Raw genomic sequence first — 21,772 nt, forward strand, 5'->3', positions numbered from 1 at the left:
CTGGACCAGCTGCACCGCGAGGGTGAACTCACGGTTCCCCAGATGGCGCGCGCAGGATCTCAGTCGCCAGTTCGTTCAACGCATGGTCCACGATGCCCGCGCGGCCGGATACGTGGAGCTGGCCGAGAATCCGGCCCACCGCCGCTCGGCCCTGGTGCGGCTCACCGCCGCGGGCCGAGCAGCTATCGACTCCGTCAGCCGGCGCGAGCACGAGCTGATGGGCCGGGTCGGCGGCGATCTGACGGCGGCCGAGCTCGATGCGACGCTGCGCGTGCTGCACCACATGGACGCCGCGCTTGCCGAGATCGAGAACGAGGGATGACCATGCCACCGAGCACGCCGGGCGCGGCATGCGACACGGAAGGGCCCGTGCTCCAGCAGAGGCACCGCGAGGTGATCCCCGCGCAGGCCTGAGCATGCGGGACCGGCATCACGAGATCTACCTGGGCGATCCGCGCCGCACCGCCCCCGAGCGGCTGCGCACTATCCTGCGCCAGCCCGACGGTTCCGACGGTTCCGACGGGTCCGACGGTTCCGACGGGTCCGACGGGTCCGTCAGTTCCGACGGGTCCGACGGGTCCGACGAGTTCGGTGGCCGCCTCACGGCACCCTGATCCTCGTCACGACTTCCTCAACCGCGTCGCGTCGCCCGAGGAGAAGGCCGACAGCATGGCCGGGCCGGAACGGTCCAGCAGGGCCCGGGTGATGCGCGTCAGCCCCGCGACCGCAGCCGCTCCCACCCCCGCGCCGAGCAGCAGATGGACCAGCCATCCCGCGCCGGCGAGGCCCCCGATGACCACTGGGATGATCGCCGCTGCGACCACGGCGACGAAGACGGTCCACTCACCCCCGGCGGCATTGCCGGAGTCGTCGGAGGTCGAGACCCGGTCCCGTGCGTCGGCGCCGACTGCCAGCATCAGGGCGGCGAACAGGGGCGCGCCCGCGCAGGCAGCTCCGGTGGCCGCGAGCGTCATCCCCAGCGCGGGCGCCCACAGCGGCGACTGGCTGATCAGGCAGAGCACGATCGTCAGGACCACGATCGGCAGCCCGAACAGGATCATCCAGACCGCCTGGCGGCCGAGCACGTCGGCCCGCACGGCCCCAGGCGTGGTCAGCAGCTGCCACAGCGCGGTGCCGTCCAGAGCGTAGGTGTTCACCGCGACCATCGCGCCGAAGACCGCCGCCATCACCCCGATGAACGGCAGCGCCCAGGACCAGCTGGTGGGTGCCACCAGCGCGATCATCAACACGGGAGTGATCCAGGCGTGCCCGAGCCCGAGCTTGCGGTGGGGATCGCGGAACCAGGTCGCCAGTTCCCGATCGGCCACGCCCCGGACGGGCCCACCGGCACGAAGGCCGGTCCGCGCTGCCGAATCCGGTGCTCGCACCGCATTCTGGATCCGCGCCGGAGGACGGGAGATGGTGTACGCCGTCAGGGCGATCCATGTGCGACACAGGACCAGGCCGATGATGACGAGGCCGATCAGCGGGAGTACGGCACCGAGGACCGGGACCGTCCCGTCGCCCGAGGTCACGGCCCGGACCGCAGCCAGCCCCCACCCGGTCGGCAGGGCCAGCAGCGTATTCTCGAGCGGTGCGGGCATCGCCCCGGGCGCCGCCGGAGTCACGATCTCCGAGTCCCCCTCCCCCAGCCGGGGGAGGAAGAGGGCGACCACCGGAACCCACCCGGCGAAGGAGATCGCCAGCAGCACCGACATCTGGACCGCCGCCACCCACATGCCGACCCTCGAGCGCAGCAGGCGTGAGACCAGCGCCGCGGCGCATCGACCCAGCCAGAGCAGGAAGAACAGCTGTGCCATCGCGGCCACGGCTGCGTGGAGCATGGTGAGAGGGCCGAGCGGCGCCACGAGGATCACCATGCTGACCAGAGTCACGGCAGTGATCACGGTGCCGACGCTGATCGCTTCGCTCGGCGCCATCTCGCGGGCGATCTGCACGGGCCGTCGGGGCAGGGTGCGGAACCACTGCGGATCGAGCACCGGGGCGGACCCCGGCAGCAGGACCGGACCGATCAGCCAGGTCAGCCCGACCAGCGAGATCGCGGCGGTCACCCAACTGGGATGCACGTCCCCGCCCTGGGCCAGGACGGCCAGGACGATCACGGCGACCGCGGCGAGGAGCCCGGCGACCAGCCCGAAGGCACGTTCGTCGTTCGGGCCCGTGCGGATGATCCGCCATCGCATGGCGGCGAAGGTGACGGTCGTGCTCATCCCAGCCATGCGATGTCTCGCTGCGGGGCGGTGCCGACGAGGTCCAGGAATCTCTGGTTGAGCGTTCCCTCGCCCCTGACCTCGGCGAGCGTGCCCTCGGTGAGGATCCGCCCGCCCTGGATCAGGGCGACACGCTCGCAGGTGCGCTCGACGACCTCCATCATGTGGCTGGACAGCAGCACCGTCCCGCCCCCGGCGACGTACTGGCCGAGCAGACCCTCGATGGCGCGGGCCGAGACCGGGTCGATGGCTTCGAAGGGCTCATCGAGAACGAGCACCCGGGGACGGTGCATCAGGGCCACGGCCAGGCCGATCTTCTTGCGCATGCCGGTGGAGTAGTCGACGATCAGGGTCGTCGGCGCACGGTCGAGCTCGAGGACCTCGAGCAGGTCGTGGGCGCGCTCGCGCCACTGCGGTCCCACTCCCCGCAGCCGGGCCGTGTATTCGAGGAGCTCCGCACCGGTGAGCCGCTCCGGCAAGGAGAGCCCTTCCATCATGATGCCCAGCGCGTCGAGGACCTGCTCCCGCTGCCGCGCCGCATCGAATCCGGCCACCTCGACGGTTCCGGAATCCGGGGCGAGCAGTCCGGCGATCATCGACAGAGTGGTGGACTTGCCGGCGCCATTGGGTCCGACGATCCCATAGAACATGCCGCGCGGCACGGTCAGATCGATCGCGTCGACCGCGACATGGTCACCGAAGCGTTTGGTCAACCCCGACAACCGGACCGCGGGCGCGGGTGCGCGGCCCGGGTCGGGACCCTGCGCCTCTGGTTCATCCGGCCCCGCAGTGCGTCGATCCATGACATCAAACCTGTCACAGTTCCCACACGGCGACAACCCAGGTGTCATGTCGATCCCGCACTGACTGTGGACACCGCGGAATGTTAGTCACTAACATCTCGGTATGGCCCGTCACGAGCACACCCATACCCGGCTCATCGAGACCGCGCTGAAGCTCTTCGAGACCCAGGGCTTCGAGCGGACGACGGTGGCCCAGATCGCCGACGCGGCCGGAGTCACCCAGATGACGTTCTTCCGCCACTTTCCGAGCAAGGCCGCCGTGGTCACCGTCGACCCCTACGACCCGGCGATCGCCGCCGCGGTCGGTGCGCAGGCACCGGAACTGCCTCCCCTGCTGCGAGCGACGCGCGGTCTTCGGAATGCCCTCACCGCACTGGACGAGCGCGAGCTGGACACGGTCCGTCGGCGAGTTCGGATCATCGCCGGTTCTGATGCACTCCGTGCCGACATGGCGGCCGCCACCTCTGCCACGGAGAAAGCCATCGCCGAGCAGCTTGCCGCCGCCTGCTCACGCCTGGCCGCACGTGCGGCCGCGGCCGCCGTGATGGCGGCACTGACGGCAGCGCTGTTCGAATGGGCGCACGATGACTCCCTCCCCATGGCCGACGCCGTCGAGGCGTCCCTGTGCACCCTTGAAGGCCGCCTTGTCTGAGCGGCTGAGCCTGCGGGGTGCGAGGCGAACGTTCGGGCCACAGGCCGGTCTGCTCGGCCTCGACCTGCACGTCGCCGCCGGAGAGATCCACGCTCTGGTCGGGCTGAACGGCGCCGGCAAGACGACCCTGATGCGGGCGGCCCTGGGCATGCTCCGGCTCGACAGCGGTGAGGTCTGCATCGACGGCCGGCGCCTCGAGCAGCTCCCGGCCACCGCCTGGCGCCGCGTCGGCCACCTCGTGGAACAACCTTTCGCGTACCCGGAGCTCGGCACCCGCACAAACGTCCAGCTCGCCGCCCGACTCCGCGGCAGCGACCTCGACTGCTCTGAGGCAGTGCTGGCGGAACTCGACCTCGAGCGCTACGCCGCGGTCCCGGCACGCAAGCTCTCGCAGGGCAATCGGCAGCGCCTGGGCCTGGCCGTCGCGCTGCAGCACGAGCCCGAGCTGATCATCCTGGACGAGCCGACCAACGCCCTCGATCCCGCCGGGGTACTCCTGCTGCGCCGCGTGCTGCAGCGCCGGGCCAACGGTGGTGCCGGCATCCTTGTCTCCAGCCACCACCTCGACGAGGTCGCGCGGATCGCCGACCGGATCTCCGTGCTCAACCGGGGGCGAATCGTGGGGAGCCTGGACCCCGCAGGGCAAGAACTCGAAAGGGCCTTCTTCGAGCTGGTCCGGGCCGATGATGAAAGCCGGAGATCATGAGCGCACTCGCCACGGCGATCCGGGTCGAGGGGTACAAGGCCTGGTCGTCGCGGGTCGTGCGCACCGCGACGCTGCTGGTCGTGGGCGGCATCGCGGTGCTGGTGGGCGCCCTGGTCGCCGCGGCCCGTGCCGGCAACCAGCAGATCCTCGCGCAGCTCGGCCCGCTGGCCGACGCCGAGGGCTGGGAGCTCCTGACCGGCGTGACCGCCCAGATCACCGCAGCAGGCGGTCTTCTCGCCTTCGGCGTCGTGCTGAGCTGGACCTTCGGTCGGGAGTTCGCCGAGGGCACGATCACGGGCCTGTTCGCCATCCCGGCCCCCCGCGCCGTGATCGCGCTGGCGAAACTCATCGTGCATCTGGCGTGGGTCGGCGGCATCGCCCTGGTCCTGTCGCTGCTGCTCCTGGCGACCGGTCTGCTGCTCCGCCTCGGGCCGGTCGACGGCGAGGTACTGCGCCAGCTGGCGGAGCAGGCCGCTCTCACGTTCGGCGTCGGACTGCTCGGGCTCCCGGCGGCCTGGGCCGCGACGGTGTGGCGGGGTCAGCTGGCGGGCATCGCCGTGGTACTCGGCGTGCTCATCGCGGTCCAGGTCACGGCGATCGCCGCACCGGGCGCCGCCGGTGCCGCAGCCCCGTTCGCGGCCGTCGGAGTTCCGCTCGTGTTCGCCGCGCTGACGTGCCGTGCATGGAGCAGACTGCAACTGGATCGGTGAGCAGGATCAGCTGTCCGCAGGGCCCAGCAGCGCGAGCAGGAGGCGTTCGAGCTCGGCACGATCATGCTGGGAGATCCTCGCCAGGCGGCGGTCGGACCCGGAGGGCGGAGGTGAACATCGTGAGGTCGCCGGTGCTCTGCAGCGTATGGCCGATGCCGTCGCTGGGAGGAGCTCGAGCTGCAGCTCGGGAGATACGCGCGACACACAGCAGAAGGGCCCCACCATCAGGTGGGGCCCTTCTGACGAGTCACTGTCTCACGGTTTCTCGAGTGGAGCTAAGGGGATTCGAACCCCTGACCTCTTCCATGCCATGGAAGCGCGCTACCAACTGCGCCATAGCCCCGTATCGGGTGCCGCCCCGGAAGGCGACTCATCGATGGTACATCGCTGCTGACCTCAGATGAAATCGGGACCGACGTTGTGTGACAGCAACCTCATGAGCCGCCCTTCCGGGTCCGATCGCAGCGGTTCCAGCACCGAGCGATGGCAGTTCTCCAGCCCCGCCAGACCACGGAACTCGTTCGCGTCCAGTCCCAGCAGAGCGGTGATCGCGAGCGTGATCGCCGCGCCGTGGGTGACGACCATGACGGTGCCTCCGCGGTTATCGGCGACCAGCTGCCGGCAGGCCGCCGCCACGCGGGAGCCGACGGCGGGCCGGTCCTCGACGTCCAGCCCCGTCACCTCACGGTGGTCCCGCCAGGCGGCGTGCTCCGTGGGCCAGCGCCGACGGATCTCGTCACCGGTCAGGCCTTCCCACTGCCCGAAGCCACGCTCGAGGAAGGCCTCGTCCGTGGAGACCTCGAGACCGCACGCCTGGCCGATCGCGCGCGCCGTCTCGTGCGCGCGCTGCAGCGGGGAGGAGACGATGAGATCCGGCGGGTTCTCCGCGACCGCGGCCGCCAGCAGCGCGGCCTGCTTGGCTCCGGCGGCGTTCAGCGGGATGTCGACCTGTCCCTGGAGGCGACCATCGCGGTTGTAGTCGGTCTGGCCGTGGCGCACGAGGACGAGGCGGGTGCTCGCGAGACCACCCATGGACAGCGAGGAGCTCACGCCGGGCGGCCCTCGTCGATCTGCAGATCCACCAGCGGGGCGTCGCGCCACAGGCGCTCGAGCGCGTAGAACGCCCGGTCCTCGGCGTGCTGGACATGCACGACGATGTCCCCGTAGTCCAGGAGCACCCAGCGGGCGTCGCGCTGGCCCTCCCGGCGCAGGGGCTTGCGGCGCCGCTCCTTGAGCAGGGCCTCCTCCACGCCGTCGACGATGGCGGAGACCTGGCGCTCCGAGTCGCCGCTGCACACGAGGAACAGGTCGGTGATCACGACCTGCTCGGAGACGTCGAGGCCGATCACCTCTTCGGCGAGCTTGTCGGAGGCGGCCTGGCCGGCCACCCGGGCGAGGTCGAGGGATTCTTCGGGGGCGCTCACGCGGTCGATTCCTCCACATGGGGATGGTCGTTGAACAGGTCGTGCACGGTGAGGTCCAGGGCGGACGCCTCACCGGGGCCGATCACTCCGCTCAGCAGCAGTGCGACCAGCACGATCAGTGCGAGCGCGATCAGGGCCCACACCAGCCACAGCAGCGGGCGGCCCCCGGAGCGCTCGGGGCGGTGCAGCACCTTGCCGTCGAAGCGCGGGGCGGGTCGGGGATCAGGGGCGTCGGTGATCGACAGCTCCCCCAGCTCCACACCGTCACGGTCGCGGTCGATCACGGCCGTGCGGCGCGCCGGCTGGGACCGTCGGGCGACCTGCGCTGCGGCGCCGGGCAGCGGCGCGGACGCGGCGGACTGCCGGCCCTGGCCGGCCTGGTGGCTCGCGTCCGGAGTGTCCGTGGACTGTCCGGTCTGCCGGGACATCGCCGCGCCCGCGGCGTCCACGGCGTCCGGGTCGCCCCCCGTGCTCGGCTCGTCCCCGGGTTCACCCCCGCGGGCGACCCCGGACGTCGCCTCGGCCCCGGGCGCCTGCTCGGACGCCGACGTGCCTGCGGTGTCCTCGGAGGCAGAAACGTCCTGACCCTCCGTGGCAGCCTCGGCACCCTCCGCACCGGACGCCGGCGACGAGGTCGTGACGTCGGCAGCAGAGAAATCGGGGGCCTCGGCGGGCTCCGAGGACTCGACGGTCCCCGCGACCTCTGCTTCGGGGGCGTCGCTGAGCTCGATGATCCGCGCCCGTCGGCCGAACTTGCGCAGCGTCGGAACGGGGGCGTCGGCCGACGGCGGCGCGACGGGGCCGCGCACGCTGGGGACCGGTGGCTGCTCGCCGGTGATGGCAGCTGCGGTGCGAGTCTCCAGAGCGGCGCTCTCCTCGGGGCTCAGCGCGCGAGCGCGGCGCCCGCGACGCGGGCTCGTATCGGACTCAGTCATCGCCGTCACCTCCTGTGTAGAGGGCGTACTTGTTGATGTATTGGACGACCCCGTCGGGCACGAGGTACCAGACGGGACCGCCGGCGGCGACTCGGGTGCGACAGTCCGTGGAGCTTATCGACATCGCCGGCACCTCGATCAGGGAGACTCCATCGGCCGGGAGACCGGAGGTGTCCAGCTCATGACCCGGCCGGGTGACGCCGACGAAGTGGGCGAGGGAGAAGATCTCCTCCGAGTCCTTCCACGTCAGGATGGACTGCAGGGCGTCGGCGCCGGTGATGAAGAACAGATCCGCGTCGGGGTGGATCGTCCGCAGGTCGCGCAGGGTATCGATGGTGTATGTGGCCCCCGGGCGGTCGATGTCGACTCGGGAGACGGTGAACACCGGGTTCGCGGCGGTGGCGACCACGGTCATCAGGTACCGGTGCTCCGGGTCCGAGATGCTGCGGTCGCCCTTCTGCCAGGGCCGGCCGGTCGGGACGAAGACGACCTCGTCCAGCCCGAAGACGCTCTGGACCTCGCTGGCGGCGACGAGGTGGCCGTGGTGGATGGGATCGAACGTCCCACCCATCACGCCGATCCGTCGTCGCTGCTGCTCCATCCCGATCAGTGGTCGCCGGGCTTGTCGGACTTGCGCCGCTTTCGCTGGTTCGCCCCTCCGGTGAGGTAGGTGACTCCGAGCAGGATCATCATGATGACGAAGACGCCGATGCCCACCATGGGAGCCGGCACCCCGCCGGTCGCGTGTTCGCCGGACTCGGCGAGGATCATGAGCTGGTCGATCATGTTCTTCAGGGCCTTTCCACGGGTGACCGGCCCATCATCCCACAGGGGCGCGCACGCTCAGGCCTCGACGCGCGTGATGGGAGTGGCGTCACGGGCGCACGTGCCCCTGCCCGATCACGAGCCACTTGCCGGTGGTCATCTCCCTCAGGCCCATCGGGCCGCGCGCGTGGAGCTTCTGGGTGGAGATGCCGATCTCCGCACCGAATCCGAATTCGCCGCCGTCGGAGAACCGGGTGGAGGCGTTGGCCATCACCACGGCGGAATCGACCTCGGCCAGGAACCGCTGCTGGCTGAGCAGGTCCCGGGTCAGGATCGATTCGGTGTGGCCGGTGGAATGCTCACGGATGTGCGTGAGCGCCTCGTCGAGATCCTCGACCACCTTCACCGCCAGGTCCAGGGCGAGGTACTCGGTGTCCCAGTCCTCCGCGGTCGCCGGGAGGACCTCGATGTCCGTGTCCGCTTCGGCGAGGATGCCGGCGGCCGTCTCGTGGGCGTGCAGGCGCACCCCTGCCTCGGCGAGCGGCCCGGCCAGGCGGGGAAGGGCGGCGCCGGCGATGTCGCGGTGGACCAGCAGGGTCTCCAGCGCATTGCACACCCCGATGCGCTGGGTCTTGGCGTTGGTGACGATTGCGGCGGCCTGATCGAGGTCCGCGCTGGCGTCGATGAGGATGTGGGTGTTGCCGGTGCCGGTCTCGATGACCGGGACCAGCGAGTTCTCGACGACGCGCCGGATCAGCCCGGCGCCGCCGCGCGGGATCAGCACGTCGATCAGGCCGCGGGCGCGCATCAGGACGTCGGCACCGTCGCGTCCGTGCTCGTCGATGCCCACCACGAGATCCTCGGGCAGATCGTGCTCGGCCAGCACGGAGCGGAGCACGGCGATGAGAGCGGTGTTGGAGTGCAGGGCCGCGGAGCCTCCACGCAGGACGACCGCGTTGCCCGACTTCAGGGCGAGGCCGGCGGCATCGACCGTGACGTTGGGCCGGGCCTCGTAGACCATGCCGATCACGCCGAGGGGCACGCGGAGCTCACGCAGCTCGAGGCCGTTGGGCAGCACGGAACCGCGGATGACCTCGCCGACGGGGTCCGGCAGCGCCGCCGCGTCGCGAAGCTGGTGGGCGATCTTCTCGACGCGCTGAGGGTCCAGGGCCAGCCGGTCGCGCAGCCCCGGTGCCATGCCGGCGGCATCGGCCGCCTCGAGGTCGCGGGCATTGGCCGAGACGATCTCATCGGCGCGAGCGACGAGGGCGTCTGCCATTGCGTACAGCACGGCGTCCTTGGTCTCGCGGTGCAGGCGGGCCAGGGCGGGCTGGGCGTCCTTGGCGGCTCGGGCGGCCTCGCGCACCGCCTGCTCGACGTCGGTGACCTCGGGTGCAGCAGTCATGGAACGAGCTTAGCCGCCGATGCCGCCCGATTCCGCTCGAGCCCAGGCGTCGGGACAGCGGCCGTGCGCCCCGGCGCGGTCCCGGGCTTCGGCGGTTCCGCCCAGGGAACCTTGCGGTTATCCCCATAGCATCACGAGACCGGTGCCGGAAGACTGTGCTTCTTCACCCCCGAACGACCCGGCCCCCGAGGAGACGCGACCGCCGATGGATTCCGTGATGCAGTTGGTCGAGACGGTCATGGCCTCACCCTGGCTCTACCTCGTGGTGTTCCTCGTCGTCGCGATCGATTCGGTGCTCCCGGTGGTTCCCGGGGAGACCGTCGTCATCACCGCCGGTGCCTACGCCGTGGTCCAGTCCTCTCCCGAGGCCCAGTGGCTGCTGCTGGTGGCCATCGCCGGAGCGGTCGCCGGGGACATCACCTCCCACCATGTCGGACGCGGCGCCGGTCCCCTCACCCGCCGTCTGCGGCGCAATCGGGTGGGCGAGAAGCTGTTCGGCTGGGCCGAGAACGGACTGATGACTCGCGGCGGCATGATCATCATCGCCGCGCGCTTCATTCCCGGCGGACGCACCGCCACCTCCATCGCCTCGGGCATGATCGGCTATCCGCGCCCGCGGTTCATCGGTTACTCGCTCCTCGCCGGAACAGCGTGGGCCACGTACAACGTCGCGATCGGCATGCTGGGAGGCTTCGCCTTCCGCGAGCAGCCGCTGCTGGGTGTCGCCATCGGCGTGGGGCTGGCCCTCGTGGTAGGTCTGATCATCGAGCGCGTGCGGATCGCCCGGGAACGACGACAGGGCCGTGCCTCCGGCACGGCCGCAGCGGCTGCGCCGGGGGCCGCTGCGTCCGCGGACGGTGCACCCACGCCGGCTGCGCGCACGCAGTCCGAGCACGACGAGGTCGCCGGGCGTCGAGCGCAGGGCACCGAGCCGCGCGAGCCCGATGACACCGCCGAGCAGGAGCGGATCTACGCCGGCGACTGAGACCGTCCATGTCGCCGGCCGGCGGCACGGGCCCCGGGCTGAGCGGTCTCAGAGCACCACCAGCTGGTCGCGGTGGACAGCGGGGCGGCGATACCGCTCCCCCAGCTCTTCGTGCAGCTCCCCGGAGCCACGCCCGCTCATGGCGCGCAGCTCGTCGCTGCTGAAGGACGTCAGCCCGCGGGCGAAGATCTCCCCGTCGGGCCCGGCGATGTCCACCGGTACGCCCGAGGGGAAGGTTCCCTCCACGCCCGTGACGCCCACGGCGAGCAAGGATCGCCGCCGGGTCCGCACGGCCTGCGCGGCTCCTTCGTCGAGCGTGAGGGTGCCTGCGCCCCGGGTCGCGAAGCGCAGCCACACCAGCCGCGACCGGCGCCGGCCGTGGTGACCGGGGAAGAAGGTACCGACATCTTCCCCGGCAGCGGCCGCAGCGAACCGCGGCGCCGAGGTCAGCACGGCAGCAGTGCCGGTCGTGGAGGCGAGCTGAGCGGCGGAGAGCTTGGTGACCATGCCGCCGGTGCCGATCTTCGAGCCGACGCTGCCGATGCTCACATCGCTCAGCCGGGCGGCGTCCTCGACCACGGCGATGCGCTGGGCGCCGGGCTCGCGCGGCGGCGCGGTGTACAGCGCGTCGACATCGGTCAGCAGGAACAGCGCGTCGGCCCCGAGCAGCTGCGCCACGAGGGCGGCGAGCCGGTCGTTGTCACCGAAGCGGATCTCGTGGGTGGCGGTGGTGTCGTTCTCGTTGACCACCGGGACCACATTCAGCTCGAGCAGGGACTCCAGCGCGCTGCGCACGTTGCGGTAGGTCTGCGGGCGGATCACGTCGGATTCGGTCAGCAGCACCTGTCCGGTGATCCGTCCGTGCCCGCCGAAGGCGCTCGACCACGAGGTGGCCAGCAGTGCCTGGCCCACGCTCGCCGCGGCCTGCTGGAGCTCGACGGAGCCGGGCCGCTCGGGCAGGCCCAGCGGACCCAGAGCCGCCGCGATCGCGCCCGAGGAGACGATGACGACCTCGGTGCCTCGCTCGGCCAGCGCCGCGGCGGTGGTCGCGATCGCATCGACCCGGTCCTGATCGAGCCGACCACGGTCATCGGTCAGGCTCGAAGAACCGATCTTGACCACGATGCGTGCGGCCTCGCCCAGCATCCCGCGCTCGGTGAGCCGGGCCGGCTGGCGCAGGCGCGCACCGGTGCCGTTCGCCGTCCCCGCCATCCTCAGCGCTCCTGCTCGTCGGACTCCTCAGGCGCTGATGGCGCTGGTGGCTCGGACGCGGCGGACGGCTCGGCCCAGTGCCCGGCACGGCGCTCCTCGTCCATCGCGGCGATGCGGTTCATGCGGGCCTGGGTGCGGGCGCGCTGCTCCTCGCGCTTCTCGTCACGGGTGGGGCGGTGATGGTCCTCGAGCCGCCGATCGGACCCGCGCACGCCGAGCAGCTCGGCGCCCCCGACCATGGTCGGCTCCCAGTCGAAGACGACGGCGTCGTCCCCGGGTCCGATCAGCACGGTGGACCCGGCGACGGCGCCGGCGGAGAACAGCTTGTCCTCCACGCCCAGACGGGCGAGGCGATCGGCGAGGTATCCGACGGCCTCGTCATTGGTGAAGTCGGTCTGGCGCACCCACCGCTCGGGCTTGTCGCCGACGACGCGGTAGGCGGTGCCGCCGTCGTACTGCTCGGTGACCACGCGGAACTCCTCCGCGTCCACTGCCCTGGGAGTGATCACGATGGGAGCGGCCTCCGGGGCGGGCAGCGCGGCGCGTGCCTGCTCGACCAGCTCGCCGAGGACGAAGGACAGCTCGCGCAGGCCCTTGCGGTTCAGGGCGGAGACGTCGAGGATCGGCACGTCCCGCTCTCCGAGGCGTTCCCGGACCATGTCCGCCATATCGGCCCCGTCGGGCAGATCAGTCTTGTTCAGCACGATCACGGTGGGCCGCTCCATCAGCGGCACACGGGTCTCCGCCTGCTCATCCAGACTGCTGGCATAGGTGGCCAGCTCGTTCTCGATCGTCTCGAGATCAGTGACGGGGTCGCGCTCCGATTCGAGGGCCGCGGCGTCGAGGACGTGGACGATCACGTGGCAGCGCTCGATGTGGCGCAGGAAGTCCAGGCCCAGGCCCTTGCCCTGGCTGGCGCCGGGGATCAGACCCGGCACGTCGGCGATCGTGTAGCGGAACTGGCCGGCCTCGACGACCCCGAGATTGGGCACCAGGGTGGTGAACGGGTAGTCGGCGATCTTGGGCCGCGCAGCGCTCATCGACGCGATCAGCGAGGACTTCCCGGCGCTGGGGAAGCCGACCAGGGCCACGTCGGCCACGGACTTCAGCTCCAAGATGAGGCTGCGCTCCTGGCCGGGCTCGCCGAGCAGCGCGAAGCCCGGGGCCTTGCGCTTGGTCGTGGCCAGGGCCGCGTTGCCGAGTCCGCCGGAGCCGCCGCGGGCGGCGACGAATCGGGTGCCGATGCCGATCATGTCGGCCAGAACGGTGCCGTCCTCGGTGGCGACGACCGTGCCGTCGGGCACAGGCAGGACGAGGTCCTCACCGCGCGCGCCATGGCGCAGGTCGCCCTTGCCGAAGCCACCGTTGGTGGCGCTCTGGTGGGGCTTGTGGTGGTAGGCGAGCAACGTGGTCGTCGAGGCGTCGACCTCGAGGATCACGTCACCGCCGCGGCCGCCGTTGGCGCCGTCGGGCCCGGCCAGCGGCTTGAACTTCTCGCGGCGGATGGAGGCGGCGCCGTGGCCGCCTGACCCTCCGGCGACCTGCAGCCTGACGCGGTCGACGAACGTGGCCATGGGTGACCTCCGATGGTGGAGCGGATGGAGGGGGTGGAGTGAGCAGGTCGCTGGGGCGCGTCGGCGGGTCGGTGCCGACGAGCCCCGAGCGGTCGGTGGCGGGAGCGTCCCGAGCAGCTGGGTGCAGATACGCGTCGAGGGGCGGAGCAGTCGGCTCCGCCCCTCGAAGGCAGTTGTGTGCCCCGGATTCCGGGGCGGCAGATCAGACCGTCTCGACGACGTTGACCACGCGGCGATCACGCTTGCGGCCGAACTCGACGGTGCCCGCGTTCAGCGCGAACAGCGTGTCGTCGTTGCCGCGGCCCACGCCGTCACCGGGGTGGATGCGGGTGCCGCGCTGACGCACGAGGATCTCACCCGCGCCGACGACCTGGCCGCCGAAGCGCTTGACGCCGAGGCGCTGGGCGTTGGAGTCGCGCCCGTTCTTGGAGGAGCTGACGCCCTTCTTTGATGCCATCTGGAATCAATCCTTCTTCCGTGTTCGAAGGGATCGCTCAGGCGATGCCCGTGATCTTCAGCCGGGTCAGCTCCTGGCGGTGGCCCTGGCGCTTCTTGTACCCGGTCTTGTTCTTGTAGCGGAGGATGCGGATCTTCGGACCACGGAGGTCCTCGACCTTCTCGGCGGAGACCTTCACGTCGGCCAGCTCGGCCTGGGCGGAGGTCACCTTGTCACCGTCGACCAGCAGCACGGGGGCGAGATCGACGTTGTCGCCCGCCTCGCCTGCCACGCGGTTGATCACGATGGTGTCACCGACCGACACCTTCTCCTGACGACCGCCTGCGCGGACGATTGCGTACACCACGTCACTGCTCCATCTTGTGATTCGGATATGTCTACGGGTCGTGCTCCTGCTCGGCGGGGCCGCGGACCTGCGACCGTCAACCGGCCCTGCACGCCCTGGGGAGAGGTGCAGGCGGGAGATGCGGTCGCGCGGTGTCCACCGGGAAAACGACTGGACGCGTTTTGCGCCGAAGAACAGCTTACGATCCCCGGAACCCCGGGTCAACCATCGGAGGCGGTCCGACCTGCGAGAACGCCGTCACACCGTGTGCAACTCGTCACGCCGGTCGCGCCCGCCCTCTCCGGTTCAGGACTGCGGCGGGGCGTCCTGCTCCCACGCGTCGCCGGTCTCCCCGGCTGCAGCTTCCGACTGCTGATCGACCGCGGGCTGCTCGGCCACCGGCTGCTCGTCAGCGGGCTGCTCGGCCACCGGCTGCTCGTCAGCGGACTGCTCGCCCGCCGGCTGCTCGTCAGCGGACTGCTCGCCCGCCGGCTGTTCGGCCGCCGGGCCCGCGTCGTGTGCGGCCGGCTCATGAGCCTCAGGCTCCGCCGACCGCTCAGGTGTCTGCTCTGCAGGCTGCTCCGTCGATTCCTCGGCCGACGGGTCCGCCGGCTCGCCGGCCGACGGCTGTGCCGCGGCGTCGCCGGCCGATGGGTCCGCCTGGGCGTCCGCGTGCCGCAGCTCCGGGAGGGTCGCCGGTTCCGCGGCCTGCGGATCCCGGGTGTCGTCCACCGCGATGACCTGACCGTCGACGGTGACCTCCGGGTGCGAGTGGGCACCGGAGGCCGCGGCGATCGAGGCGATCGTGGCGCGGGCGAGGGCGCGGCTGTCCGCGTCGTCCTCGAGCCGGTGGACGTCGGGCTGCGGCTCCTCCGCGGGCGCCTCCTCGGCGGCGGAGTCGTCCTTGCCGCCGCCTCGCGAGCGACGGCTGCGGCGCTTGGCGGACTTCGAGGACTCGTCCCCGCCGGAGCCGCCGTTGCCGTTCTTGCCGTTCCCGTTGCCGCCGTTCCCGTTGCCGTTGCCGGCGTGCTGGTGAGGCTGACCGTCGAGGTCGACGACGATGCCGCGGCCGTTGCAGTGCTCGCAGGTCGCGGAGAAGGTCTCGACCAGTCCCTGGCCCACCCGCTTGCGCGTCATCTGGACCAGGCCCAGCGAGGTGACCTCGGCGACCTGGTGCTTGGTCCGGTCCCGGCCGAGGCATTCCACGAGGCGGCGCAGCACCAGGTCGCGGTTGGACTCGAGCACCATGTCGATGAAGTCGATGACGATGATGCCGCCGATGTCGCGCAGCCGCAGCTGGCGCACGATCTCCTCGGCCGCCTCCAGGTTGTTCTTGGTGACGGTCTCCTCGAGGGTGCCGCCGGAACCGGTGAACTTGCCGGTGTTCACGTCGACCACCGTCATCGCCTCGGTGCGGTCGATGACCAGCGAGCCGCCGGAGGGCAGGTAGACCTTGCGGTCCATGGCCTTCAGCAGCTGCTCGTCGATCCGGTGCTTGGCGAAGACGTCCTTGTCGCCGACGTGCTTGGTCAGGCGCTCGAGCAGATCCGGAGCGACGTCCGAGACGTACTGGTGGACCTCGTCGTAGACCTTGCCGCCCTCGACGATCAGCGAGGTGAAGTCCTCGTTGAAGACGTCGCGGACCACCTTGATGGCGATATCGGGCTCCTGCGAGAGGGCCACCGGCGCGGACTTCGAATTCTGCGCCTTCTGGATCTTCTCCCACTGGGCACGCAGCCGCGCGACGTCGTTGGTCAGCTCCTCCTCGCTCGCGCCCTCGGCGGCGGTGCGCACGATGACGCCCGCGTCCTCGGGGATGAGCTGGCGCATGAGCTTCTTCAGTCGCGAGCGCTCGGTGTCGGGCAGCTTGCGGGAGATGCCGGTCATCGACCCGCCGGGCACGAACACGAGGTAGCGGCCGGGCAGCGAGATCTGGCTGGTCAGGCGAGCACCCTTGTGCCCGATGGGGTCTTTGGTGACCTGGACCAGCACGGGGTCGCCGCTCTTGAGGGCGAGCTCGATCCGGCGCGGTTGGCCCTCGAGGCCGACGGCGTCCCAGTTGACCTCGCCGGCGTACAGCACGGCGTTGCGGCCCTTGCCGATGTCGACGAAGGCGGCCTCCATCGAGGGCAGCACGTTCTGGACCTTGCCCAGGTACACGTTGCCGACCATCGAGGTCTGTGCCTTCTGGGCGACGTAGTGCTCGACGAGGACGTCATCCTCGAGGACGGCGATCTGCGTGCGTCCGCCGCGCTCGCGCACGACCATGGACCGCTTGACGGACTCACGGCGTGCGAGGAACTCGGCTTCGGTGATGACGTTGCGCTTGCGGCCGTTGTCGCGGCCCTCGCGGCGCCGCTGGCGCTTGGCCTCGAGCCGGGTCGAGCCCTTGACGGCCTTGACCTCGTCGCGGGCCTCGCGGACCTTGACGACCGTGTTGGGCGGATCATCGGTCGACGTGGACTCGTCCCCGTTGCTTCCCGAGCGGCGACGACGACGCCGGCGGCGCGAGCTGGAGGATCCCGAGGAACCGCCCTCGGCGCTCTCGTCGCTCTTGGCGTCCTTGCCCTCGGACGGCTCGCCGCGCTCGTTCTGCGAGGAGTCGTCGTCCTGGTCGTCCCGGTCGTCCTGCTCGTCCGAGCCGTTCTCCTCGTCCCCGCGGCCACGGCCCCGCCGGCCACGACCGCCGCGGCGGCGACGGCGACGGGAGCCGTTCGAGCCGCCGGTGCTGCGCTCGGAGTCCTCATCGGAGTCGTCCTCGGAGGCCGTGTCCTCGGTGCTGTCCTCGGCGGCGGCGGAGTCGTCGGATCCGCTGTCGCGGCGGGAGGAGCGGCGCGACCGGCCGCGGCGCGAGCGCGAGCGCCCGCCCTGCTCGTCGTCGGAGGTCGCGGGCCGTTCGTCGCGGCGGCGGGTCTCGTCCGTCCCCTCCGTCTCGTCGCTCTCGTCCTCGTCCGCTCCGGCGTCGAAGGAGACGTCCGCACCGCCGACGGGGGCGTCGTGCGGGCCGACCGTCGTGCGCGGCGGCGTCGGCGCCTGGAACAGGAGCGAGGCGAAGTCCATCTGGACCTGTTCGCGCCGGCGGGACCGGTCGTCGCCGGCGTCCTCGGTCTCGTCGCCGGAGCCGCCGCGAGCGTCGGCGAGGGCTCGCAGGTCATCGACGACAGGGTTGTCGTCCTCGTCGCCGGACCCGCCGTCCCTGTCGTGGGACCCCGCGTCGCTGGAGCCGGCAGCGGCCGGTGCTGCGGTCGAGCCAGGCTCGGCCGTGCTGTTCGAGCCCGTCACGTCCTCGGTCTCGACGTCCTCCGTGACGATGTCCTCGGTCTCGGGCTCGACGAGGGGCTCCTCCCCCACCAGCTCCTCGACGACGGGCTCCGGGGCGGGCGGGATCACGGGGGCGCCGGCAGGGGCGCCCGCTCGGCGGCGGGGGCGCTTCGTGGGGGCCGGGGCGGTCTCGATCGGGGACTCGCTCTGCTGTGCGACGACCGTGCGCGGCGCGGCAGGCCCCGTCTCCTCGGAGACCTCCGGTCCCGAGACGGGCTCGGGAGCACCCGCGGGGGCTCCGGCCCGGCGGCGACGCCGCGACGTGGGAGGCGTGGTCGTCTCCTCCGACGAGTCGGATTCTGGATTATGGGTGCTGTCAGCCATACGGCCGTCTCCTTCTGAAGGAACCAGCGCACCCTGGCTCCCCGTGGTCATCGTCCCTGAGGACGGAAGTCTCTAGCCCTCGCCGTCGCGCAGCTTCCCGATGGAAGCGCTGCGATGCCGATCGCGGGAGCACGGCGGTCGCGGTACAACGCGTAACCGGTGCTCCGACGTGACGACGCCGGGAGGTTCCCCCACCCGGTGCGGAGCAGGAGAGTGCCTGCGTCAGTATGGCACAGGCCTTTCACGCGACCGATCCCGACATGCTCGTGCTCACCCCGTCGTCATGCCGGATCCGGCGGTGCAGCGTGGGCACGATGGCCGCCAGGCCGAGCCCTCCGGCGACCAGGAACGTCGTCATCTCCGACGTGACTCCGAGCAGAGCCCCCAGCAGCAGGGAGCCTGCCGCCTGGCCCAGGGCGAGCGCGATGAAGAGCACGACCGTTCCCTCCGCGGCGCATTCCGGACGGGCCCTCCCGGCCCAGACGATGAGGACGCCGCTCAGCGCCGTATAGCCCGCGCCGAACAGGCACATGGACAGGTGAGCGGCCCACGACGCTCCGGGAGCGACGCCCAGCAGAACGGTGGCGCCGGCCATGGCAGCAGCGGTGAGGGTCCAGGCGGTCCGCAGGCTCCAGGCCTGGACGAGCTTGGCGGCGATCGCACCGACCATGCCGAGCACACCCAGCACCATCCAGGCCAGCAGCGAGTAGAGCGGCTGATCCGGGCGGGCATCGGCCATCACCGAACGCCCGAAGGTCCAGATGGCGGCGCTCGACGCGCCGGCCAGCAGAGCGGCCACCACGGGGATGACCAGCGGCGCCATGAGGGCACGGAGCCCTGCGCGACTGCTCGGCGCGGCGTCGCCCGCGGACCGCCCAGGCCCCGAGGCAGCCCCTGGACCGGCGGGCGGTCCGGAGCTGACAGGCGATCCGGAGCTGGCGGGCGGCCCGGACCTGATGAGCGATCCGCCGCCGGCGGACGAGCCGGCACCGGCGGCGACGGCATCGGCCCTCAAGGTGGCCAGCGCGGCCACTGCCGCTGTCACCGCGATCACCGCCCAGGCGATCCGCCAGTGCCCGATGGCGAGCAGGCTCAGCGCCGCCGCGGCGACCAGGCCGGCGCCGGTGCCGGAGTTGACGACCGTCTGCGCGCTCTCACGTCGGGCGCCGACGAGGTGGCGCTCGATGAGGGTGACCAGGCCAGGCGTCGCGAACCCGGCGCCGGCCCCGGCGAGGACGACGCCCGGGGCGAGGACCGCGGCATGGGGCGCGAGCGCCACGCCGAGCGAGCCCGCCGCGGCCGTGCCTCCTGCCAGCGCCACGAATGCTCGCGGGCCGGCGTCGACGCGCGCCGCGATCGCCGCTGCGAGGCAGTAGGACAGGAAGCTGCCGGCCTGGATCGCACCCGAGACGGCCGGGACCATCGCGAACTCCTCGGTGAACTGTGGCAGGAACAGCCCGTACCCGAACCGGGCGAGGCCGTAGGTCGCCGCGATCAGTGCCATCCCGCTGAGGACCAGATCTCGCATCGGCGCTCTCCTTCTTTCCGACGGGCTGGGCGGCCGAACCGGCCGTCGGGCTGGGACGCCCGGGCTCGTCCACCCGGGCTCGGGCACGGCCGCAACTAGAACGCTCGTTACAGTACACTAGAATAGTGGTTCACTGAAACGGTCGTTACAGTGGAGTGATGGCCCCCTCCCAGCGCCCCTCCGCACGCGACCGGTTGCTCCGGGCGGCCGAGAGCGTGCTGTTCTCCCGCGGCATCCGCGCCACGCCGGTCGACGATCTGCTGCGGGAGGCGGACGTCTCCGCTGCCACCCTGTACGCGCAGTTCGGGAGCAAGGACGGGCTCCTGGCCGAAGCCCTCCGCCGCCGCCTGGCGGGCTGGCAGACGATCTGGGACCGCCACGTGGTCGAGGCCGGAGACGACACCGCGCGGCTGCTCGCCCTGTTCGACGCGCTGGAGGCCTACCGTGTCGGCACGCATCCCCCGGCGCGCTGGTGCGCCTTCCTGACCACCGCGACCGAGTTCCCGGACCCGGACGGCCCGGTCGGTGAGGTCCTCGCCGCGGACAGCGAGCTGCTCGACCGGCGCCTGCTGCATCTGTCCCGTCCGCTCGCCGGCGACCATGCGCAGGAGCTCGCCGATGAGGTGGCTCTCGCCTACGACGGCACGCTGGCCGCCTTCCTCCGGGGACGGCCCGCCTCGGCGATCGACGTGGGGCGTCGGCTGGCCCGCGCCGCGATCTCGGCGCACCGCGCCTGACCCGGCTCCGGCGTCGGTCCCCCGAGGGGACCATGGTCCCCGGATCAGGGCCTCGCGCGGCCGTAGATTCGAGCCAGCGCGCCACCTCCATGGCGTGCCGGACTCCCGGGAGGATTCATGGAAGCCCTCGATCTTGCGCGGTGGCAGTTCGGCATCACCACCGTGTACCACTTCATCTTCGTGCCGCTGTCGATCGGCCTCTCGCTCCTGGTCGCCATCATGCAGACGCTGGCGATGCGCGCGAAGGACCCGGTGCGCACCGATGCCTGGACCCGCATGACGAAGTTCTTCGGCTCGATGCTGATCGTGAACTTCGGCATCGGCATCGCCACGGGCATCGTCCAGGAGTTCCAGTTCGGCATGAACTGGTCGGAGTACGCGCGCTACGTCGGGGACGTATTCGGGGCGCCGCTCGCCCTCGAGGGGCTCGCGGCCTTCTTCCTGGAGTCGGTGTTCCTGGGCCTGTGGATCTTCGGCTGGGGCAAGCTGCCCGAGAAGATCCACCTGCTGACGATCTGGGCGGTGGCCATGGGCTCCATGGCCTCGGCCTACTTCATCATCGCCGCGAACTCGTTCATGCAGCACCCGGTGGGAGCCGCGGTGAACCCCGAGACCGGACGCGCCGAGCTCGACCCGTCCCAGGGCTCGATCTTCGCGGTGCTGACAAACATCACCACGCTGGCCGCGTTCCCCCACGTCATCGCCGGCGCATGGCTGGTCGCGGCCGCGTTCGTGACCGGTGTGGCCTCCTGGCACATGGTCCGTCACCACCGCGCGGCCCGCGAGGCCGGCCTGGAGACCGTCGAGGGCCGCGACCACGACACGGTGGCCCGAGACCTCTACCGGCCGACCCTGCGCCTGGGCGTGGTGGCGATGGTGATCGCCGGGGTGGCGCTCGCGATCACCGGCGATCTGCAGGCGCAGATCATGTTCAAGCAGCAGCCGATGAAGATGGCCTCCGCCGAGGCGCTGTGCGAGACCCAGGAGGGCGCGCCCTTCTCCATCCTCACCATCGGCGGCCCCGACGCCTTCGACCAGGACTGCTCCAGCGTCACCCACCTGATCGAGATCCCCTACCTCACCTCCTTCCTGGCCACCCACACCTTCGACGCCGAGCTGCAGGGCGTGGACGACCTCAACGCCCAGTACCAGGAGGAGTTCGGCGAATCCGTCACCGACATCCAGGGCAACGTGCAGCAGGCCGACTACCGACCGAACCTGTTCGTGACCTACTGGTCCTTCCGCCTGATGATCGGCCTGGCCGTGTTCAGCGCGGTGATGGCGCTGTGGGCGCTGTGGATCACGCGGGGTCGGGGCGCGACGGCCCGCACCTCCGGCTCGCGGCTGTTCCAGTGGTTCGGCGTGCTGTCGATCCCGATGCCCTTCTTCGCCAACGCGGCGGGCTGGGTGTTCACCGAGATGGGCCGCCAGCCGTGGGTGGTCCACCCCAACCCCGATGATCCGACGGTGCGGCTGATGACCATGCAGGGTGTCTCCAGCCATCCCTCGTGGATGGTGCTCACCTCGCTGGTCGCCTTCACCCTCATCTACGGCGTGCTCGCCGTGGTCTGGTTCCAGCTGATGCGCAAGGTCGCCCTCAAGGGCGCGGCCCTGCCCCAGCGTGACGCCGAGACCGACGAGCTCGACACCCCCGCCCTCTCCTTCGACTACTGAGAAG

General features: G+C 71.2%; 22 protein-coding genes and 1 tRNA gene. 8 read left to right on the forward strand and 15 right to left on the reverse strand.

Annotation, left to right across the window (positions count from 1 at the left end; translation table 11 throughout):
- Positions 1-82: 82 nt before the first annotated feature.
- Both ACFQRD_RS05510 and ACFQRD_RS05515 read left to right on the forward strand, forming a co-directional pair.
- Positions 83-322 carry a hypothetical protein gene (locus tag ACFQRD_RS05510; RefSeq protein WP_377803555.1) on the forward strand — a complete coding sequence of 80 codons (240 nt, stop codon included), beginning with the start codon at positions 83-85 and terminating at the stop codon, positions 320-322.
- 94 nt (positions 323-416) lie between these two features.
- Positions 417-614, forward strand: a complete 198-nt coding sequence (locus ACFQRD_RS05515; RefSeq protein WP_377016556.1) for a hypothetical protein — start codon at positions 417-419, stop codon at positions 612-614.
- A 6-nt stretch (positions 615-620) separates the two neighbouring features.
- Here ACFQRD_RS05515 and ACFQRD_RS05520 read toward each other — a convergent pair whose 3' ends face one another.
- Together ACFQRD_RS05520 and ACFQRD_RS05525 are read right to left on the reverse strand one after the other, a co-directional pair.
- Complete coding sequence (locus ACFQRD_RS05520; RefSeq protein WP_377016554.1) at positions 621-2,231, reverse strand: hypothetical protein; 1,611 nt, start codon at positions 2,229-2,231, stop codon at positions 621-623.
- Complete coding sequence (locus ACFQRD_RS05525) at positions 2,228-2,944, reverse strand: ABC transporter ATP-binding protein (RefSeq protein ID WP_377016552.1); 717 nt, start codon at positions 2,942-2,944, stop codon at positions 2,228-2,230. Before ACFQRD_RS05525 ends, ACFQRD_RS05520 begins: the two co-directional genes overlap by 4 nt.
- Before the next feature lie 193 nt (positions 2,945-3,137).
- On the opposite strand from ACFQRD_RS05525, the gene ACFQRD_RS05530 reads away from it, so the two are divergent.
- Genes ACFQRD_RS05530 through ACFQRD_RS05540 form a run of 3 tightly spaced genes read left to right on the forward strand, consistent with a single transcriptional unit; the run spans position 3,138 to position 5,102 of the window.
- Positions 3,138-3,686, forward strand: a complete 549-nt coding sequence (locus tag ACFQRD_RS05530) for a helix-turn-helix domain-containing protein (protein ID WP_377016550.1) — start codon at positions 3,138-3,140, stop codon at positions 3,684-3,686.
- Positions 3,679-4,392 carry an ABC transporter ATP-binding protein gene (locus ACFQRD_RS05535; RefSeq protein WP_377016548.1) on the forward strand — a complete coding sequence of 238 codons (714 nt, stop codon included), beginning with the start codon at positions 3,679-3,681 and terminating at the stop codon, positions 4,390-4,392. Before ACFQRD_RS05530 ends, ACFQRD_RS05535 begins: the two co-directional genes overlap by 8 nt.
- Positions 4,389-5,102: an ABC transporter permease gene (locus ACFQRD_RS05540; protein WP_377016546.1), complete on the forward strand. Its 714-nt coding sequence runs from the start codon at positions 4,389-4,391 to the stop codon at positions 5,100-5,102. Before ACFQRD_RS05535 ends, ACFQRD_RS05540 begins: the two co-directional genes overlap by 4 nt.
- A gap of 270 nt (positions 5,103-5,372) precedes the next feature.
- Here ACFQRD_RS05540 and ACFQRD_RS05545 read toward each other — a convergent pair.
- The 7 genes from ACFQRD_RS05545 to ACFQRD_RS05575 all read right to left on the reverse strand — a co-directional run bounded on the left by ACFQRD_RS05545 (position 5,373) and on the right by ACFQRD_RS05575 (position 9,631).
- Positions 5,373-5,445: transfer RNA gene (locus ACFQRD_RS05545), tRNA-Ala, on the reverse strand.
- 53 nt (positions 5,446-5,498) lie between these two features.
- Entirely contained in the window at positions 5,499-6,152 is a 654-nt protein-coding gene (locus tag ACFQRD_RS05550; protein WP_377016544.1) for a histidine phosphatase family protein, read from the reverse strand.
- Positions 6,149-6,526, reverse strand: coding sequence for a ribosome silencing factor (gene rsfS / locus ACFQRD_RS05555; protein WP_377016542.1), 378 nt, complete (start codon positions 6,524-6,526; stop codon positions 6,149-6,151). Before rsfS ends, ACFQRD_RS05550 begins: the two co-directional genes overlap by 4 nt.
- The gene (locus ACFQRD_RS05560; RefSeq protein WP_377016540.1) at positions 6,523-7,461 is read right to left on the reverse strand and encodes a hypothetical protein; all 939 of its coding nucleotides are present in this window, start codon (positions 7,459-7,461) and stop codon (positions 6,523-6,525) included. The genes rsfS and ACFQRD_RS05560 overlap by 4 nt, the downstream gene beginning before the upstream one ends.
- Complete coding sequence (gene nadD, locus ACFQRD_RS05565) at positions 7,454-8,062, reverse strand: nicotinate-nucleotide adenylyltransferase (RefSeq protein WP_377016538.1); 609 nt, start codon at positions 8,060-8,062, stop codon at positions 7,454-7,456. The genes ACFQRD_RS05560 and nadD overlap by 8 nt, the downstream gene beginning before the upstream one ends.
- A 5-nt stretch (positions 8,063-8,067) precedes the next feature.
- Positions 8,068-8,247, reverse strand: coding sequence for a hypothetical protein (locus tag ACFQRD_RS05570; protein ID WP_377016536.1), 180 nt, complete (start codon positions 8,245-8,247; stop codon positions 8,068-8,070).
- Positions 8,248-8,335: 88 nt separating this feature from the next.
- Entirely contained in the window at positions 8,336-9,631 is a 1,296-nt protein-coding gene (locus tag ACFQRD_RS05575) for a glutamate-5-semialdehyde dehydrogenase (protein ID WP_377016534.1), read from the reverse strand.
- A gap of 205 nt (positions 9,632-9,836) precedes the next feature.
- On the opposite strand from ACFQRD_RS05575, the gene ACFQRD_RS05580 reads away from it, so the two are divergent.
- Positions 9,837-10,616 carry a DedA family protein gene (locus tag ACFQRD_RS05580; RefSeq protein ID WP_377016532.1) on the forward strand — a complete coding sequence of 260 codons (780 nt, stop codon included), beginning with the start codon at positions 9,837-9,839 and terminating at the stop codon, positions 10,614-10,616.
- 48 nt (positions 10,617-10,664) lie between these two features.
- Here ACFQRD_RS05580 and proB read toward each other — a convergent pair whose 3' ends face one another.
- The 6 genes from proB to ACFQRD_RS05610 form a co-directional block, all read right to left on the reverse strand.
- Positions 10,665-11,828, reverse strand: coding sequence for a glutamate 5-kinase (gene proB / locus ACFQRD_RS05585; RefSeq protein WP_377016530.1), 1,164 nt, complete (start codon positions 11,826-11,828; stop codon positions 10,665-10,667).
- A gap of 2 nt (positions 11,829-11,830) precedes the next feature.
- Positions 11,831-13,402, reverse strand: a complete 1,572-nt coding sequence (gene obgE / locus ACFQRD_RS05590) for a GTPase ObgE (protein ID WP_377016528.1) — start codon at positions 13,400-13,402, stop codon at positions 11,831-11,833.
- Between the two features lie 202 nt (positions 13,403-13,604).
- A complete protein-coding gene (gene rpmA / locus ACFQRD_RS05595) occupies positions 13,605-13,859 on the reverse strand; it encodes a 50S ribosomal protein L27 (protein WP_377016526.1) in 255 nt (84 codons plus the stop codon).
- 37 nt (positions 13,860-13,896) lie between these two features.
- Positions 13,897-14,205: a 50S ribosomal protein L21 gene (rplU, locus tag ACFQRD_RS05600; protein WP_377016524.1), complete on the reverse strand. Its 309-nt coding sequence runs from the start codon at positions 14,203-14,205 to the stop codon at positions 13,897-13,899.
- Between the two features lie 285 nt (positions 14,206-14,490).
- Positions 14,491-17,829, reverse strand: a complete 3,339-nt coding sequence (locus ACFQRD_RS05605) for an Rne/Rng family ribonuclease (protein ID WP_377016522.1) — start codon at positions 17,827-17,829, stop codon at positions 14,491-14,493.
- Between the two features lie 241 nt (positions 17,830-18,070).
- Positions 18,071-19,357, reverse strand: a complete 1,287-nt coding sequence (locus ACFQRD_RS05610) for an MFS transporter (RefSeq protein WP_377016520.1) — start codon at positions 19,355-19,357, stop codon at positions 18,071-18,073.
- Positions 19,358-19,515: 158 nt separating this feature from the next.
- Between ACFQRD_RS05610 and ACFQRD_RS05615 the strand changes: the two genes are divergently transcribed.
- Both ACFQRD_RS05615 and ACFQRD_RS05620 read left to right on the forward strand, forming a co-directional pair.
- Positions 19,516-20,094, forward strand: coding sequence for a TetR/AcrR family transcriptional regulator (locus ACFQRD_RS05615; RefSeq protein ID WP_377016518.1), 579 nt, complete (start codon positions 19,516-19,518; stop codon positions 20,092-20,094).
- A gap of 117 nt (positions 20,095-20,211) precedes the next feature.
- The gene (locus ACFQRD_RS05620; RefSeq protein WP_377016516.1) at positions 20,212-21,768 is read left to right on the forward strand and encodes a cytochrome ubiquinol oxidase subunit I; all 1,557 of its coding nucleotides are present in this window, start codon (positions 20,212-20,214) and stop codon (positions 21,766-21,768) included.
- The last annotated feature ends 4 nt before the right edge of the window (positions 21,769-21,772 follow it).

The organism is Brachybacterium sp. GCM10030268, assembly GCF_042666305.1.
Lineage (GTDB): Bacteria > Actinomycetota > Actinomycetes > Actinomycetales > Dermabacteraceae > Brachybacterium.

Bases quoted from the DNA above. Each gene is read 5' to 3' on its own strand.
- ACFQRD_RS05510 (WP_377803555.1), top strand. From the start codon at position 83: ATGGTCCACGATGCCCGCGCGGCCGGATACGTGGAGCTGGCCGAGAAT.
- ACFQRD_RS05515 (WP_377016556.1), top strand. From the start codon at position 417: ATGCGGGACCGGCATCACGAGATCTACCTGGGCGATCCGCGCCGCACC.
- ACFQRD_RS05520 (WP_377016554.1), bottom strand. From the start codon at position 2,231: ATGAGCACGACCGTCACCTTCGCCGCCATGCGATGGCGGATCATCCGC.
- ACFQRD_RS05530 (WP_377016550.1), top strand. From the start codon at position 3,138: ATGGCCCGTCACGAGCACACCCATACCCGGCTCATCGAGACCGCGCTG.
- ACFQRD_RS05540 (WP_377016546.1), top strand. From the start codon at position 4,389: ATGAGCGCACTCGCCACGGCGATCCGGGTCGAGGGGTACAAGGCCTGG.
- ACFQRD_RS05560 (WP_377016540.1), bottom strand. From the start codon at position 7,461: ATGACTGAGTCCGATACGAGCCCGCGTCGCGGGCGCCGCGCTCGCGCG.
- nadD (WP_377016538.1), bottom strand. From the start codon at position 8,062: ATGGAGCAGCAGCGACGACGGATCGGCGTGATGGGTGGGACGTTCGAT.
- ACFQRD_RS05570 (WP_377016536.1), bottom strand. From the start codon at position 8,247: ATGATCGACCAGCTCATGATCCTCGCCGAGTCCGGCGAACACGCGACC.
- ACFQRD_RS05575 (WP_377016534.1), bottom strand. From the start codon at position 9,631: ATGACTGCTGCACCCGAGGTCACCGACGTCGAGCAGGCGGTGCGCGAG.
- ACFQRD_RS05580 (WP_377016532.1), top strand. From the start codon at position 9,837: ATGGATTCCGTGATGCAGTTGGTCGAGACGGTCATGGCCTCACCCTGG.
- proB (WP_377016530.1), bottom strand. From the start codon at position 11,828: ATGGCGGGGACGGCGAACGGCACCGGTGCGCGCCTGCGCCAGCCGGCC.
- obgE (WP_377016528.1), bottom strand. From the start codon at position 13,402: ATGGCCACGTTCGTCGACCGCGTCAGGCTGCAGGTCGCCGGAGGGTCA.
- rpmA (WP_377016526.1), bottom strand. From the start codon at position 13,859: ATGGCATCAAAGAAGGGCGTCAGCTCCTCCAAGAACGGGCGCGACTCC.
- ACFQRD_RS05605 (WP_377016522.1), bottom strand. From the start codon at position 17,829: ATGGCTGACAGCACCCATAATCCAGAATCCGACTCGTCGGAGGAGACG.
- ACFQRD_RS05610 (WP_377016520.1), bottom strand. From the start codon at position 19,357: ATGCGAGATCTGGTCCTCAGCGGGATGGCACTGATCGCGGCGACCTAC.
- ACFQRD_RS05615 (WP_377016518.1), top strand. From the start codon at position 19,516: ATGGCCCCCTCCCAGCGCCCCTCCGCACGCGACCGGTTGCTCCGGGCG.
- ACFQRD_RS05620 (WP_377016516.1), top strand. From the start codon at position 20,212: ATGGAAGCCCTCGATCTTGCGCGGTGGCAGTTCGGCATCACCACCGTG.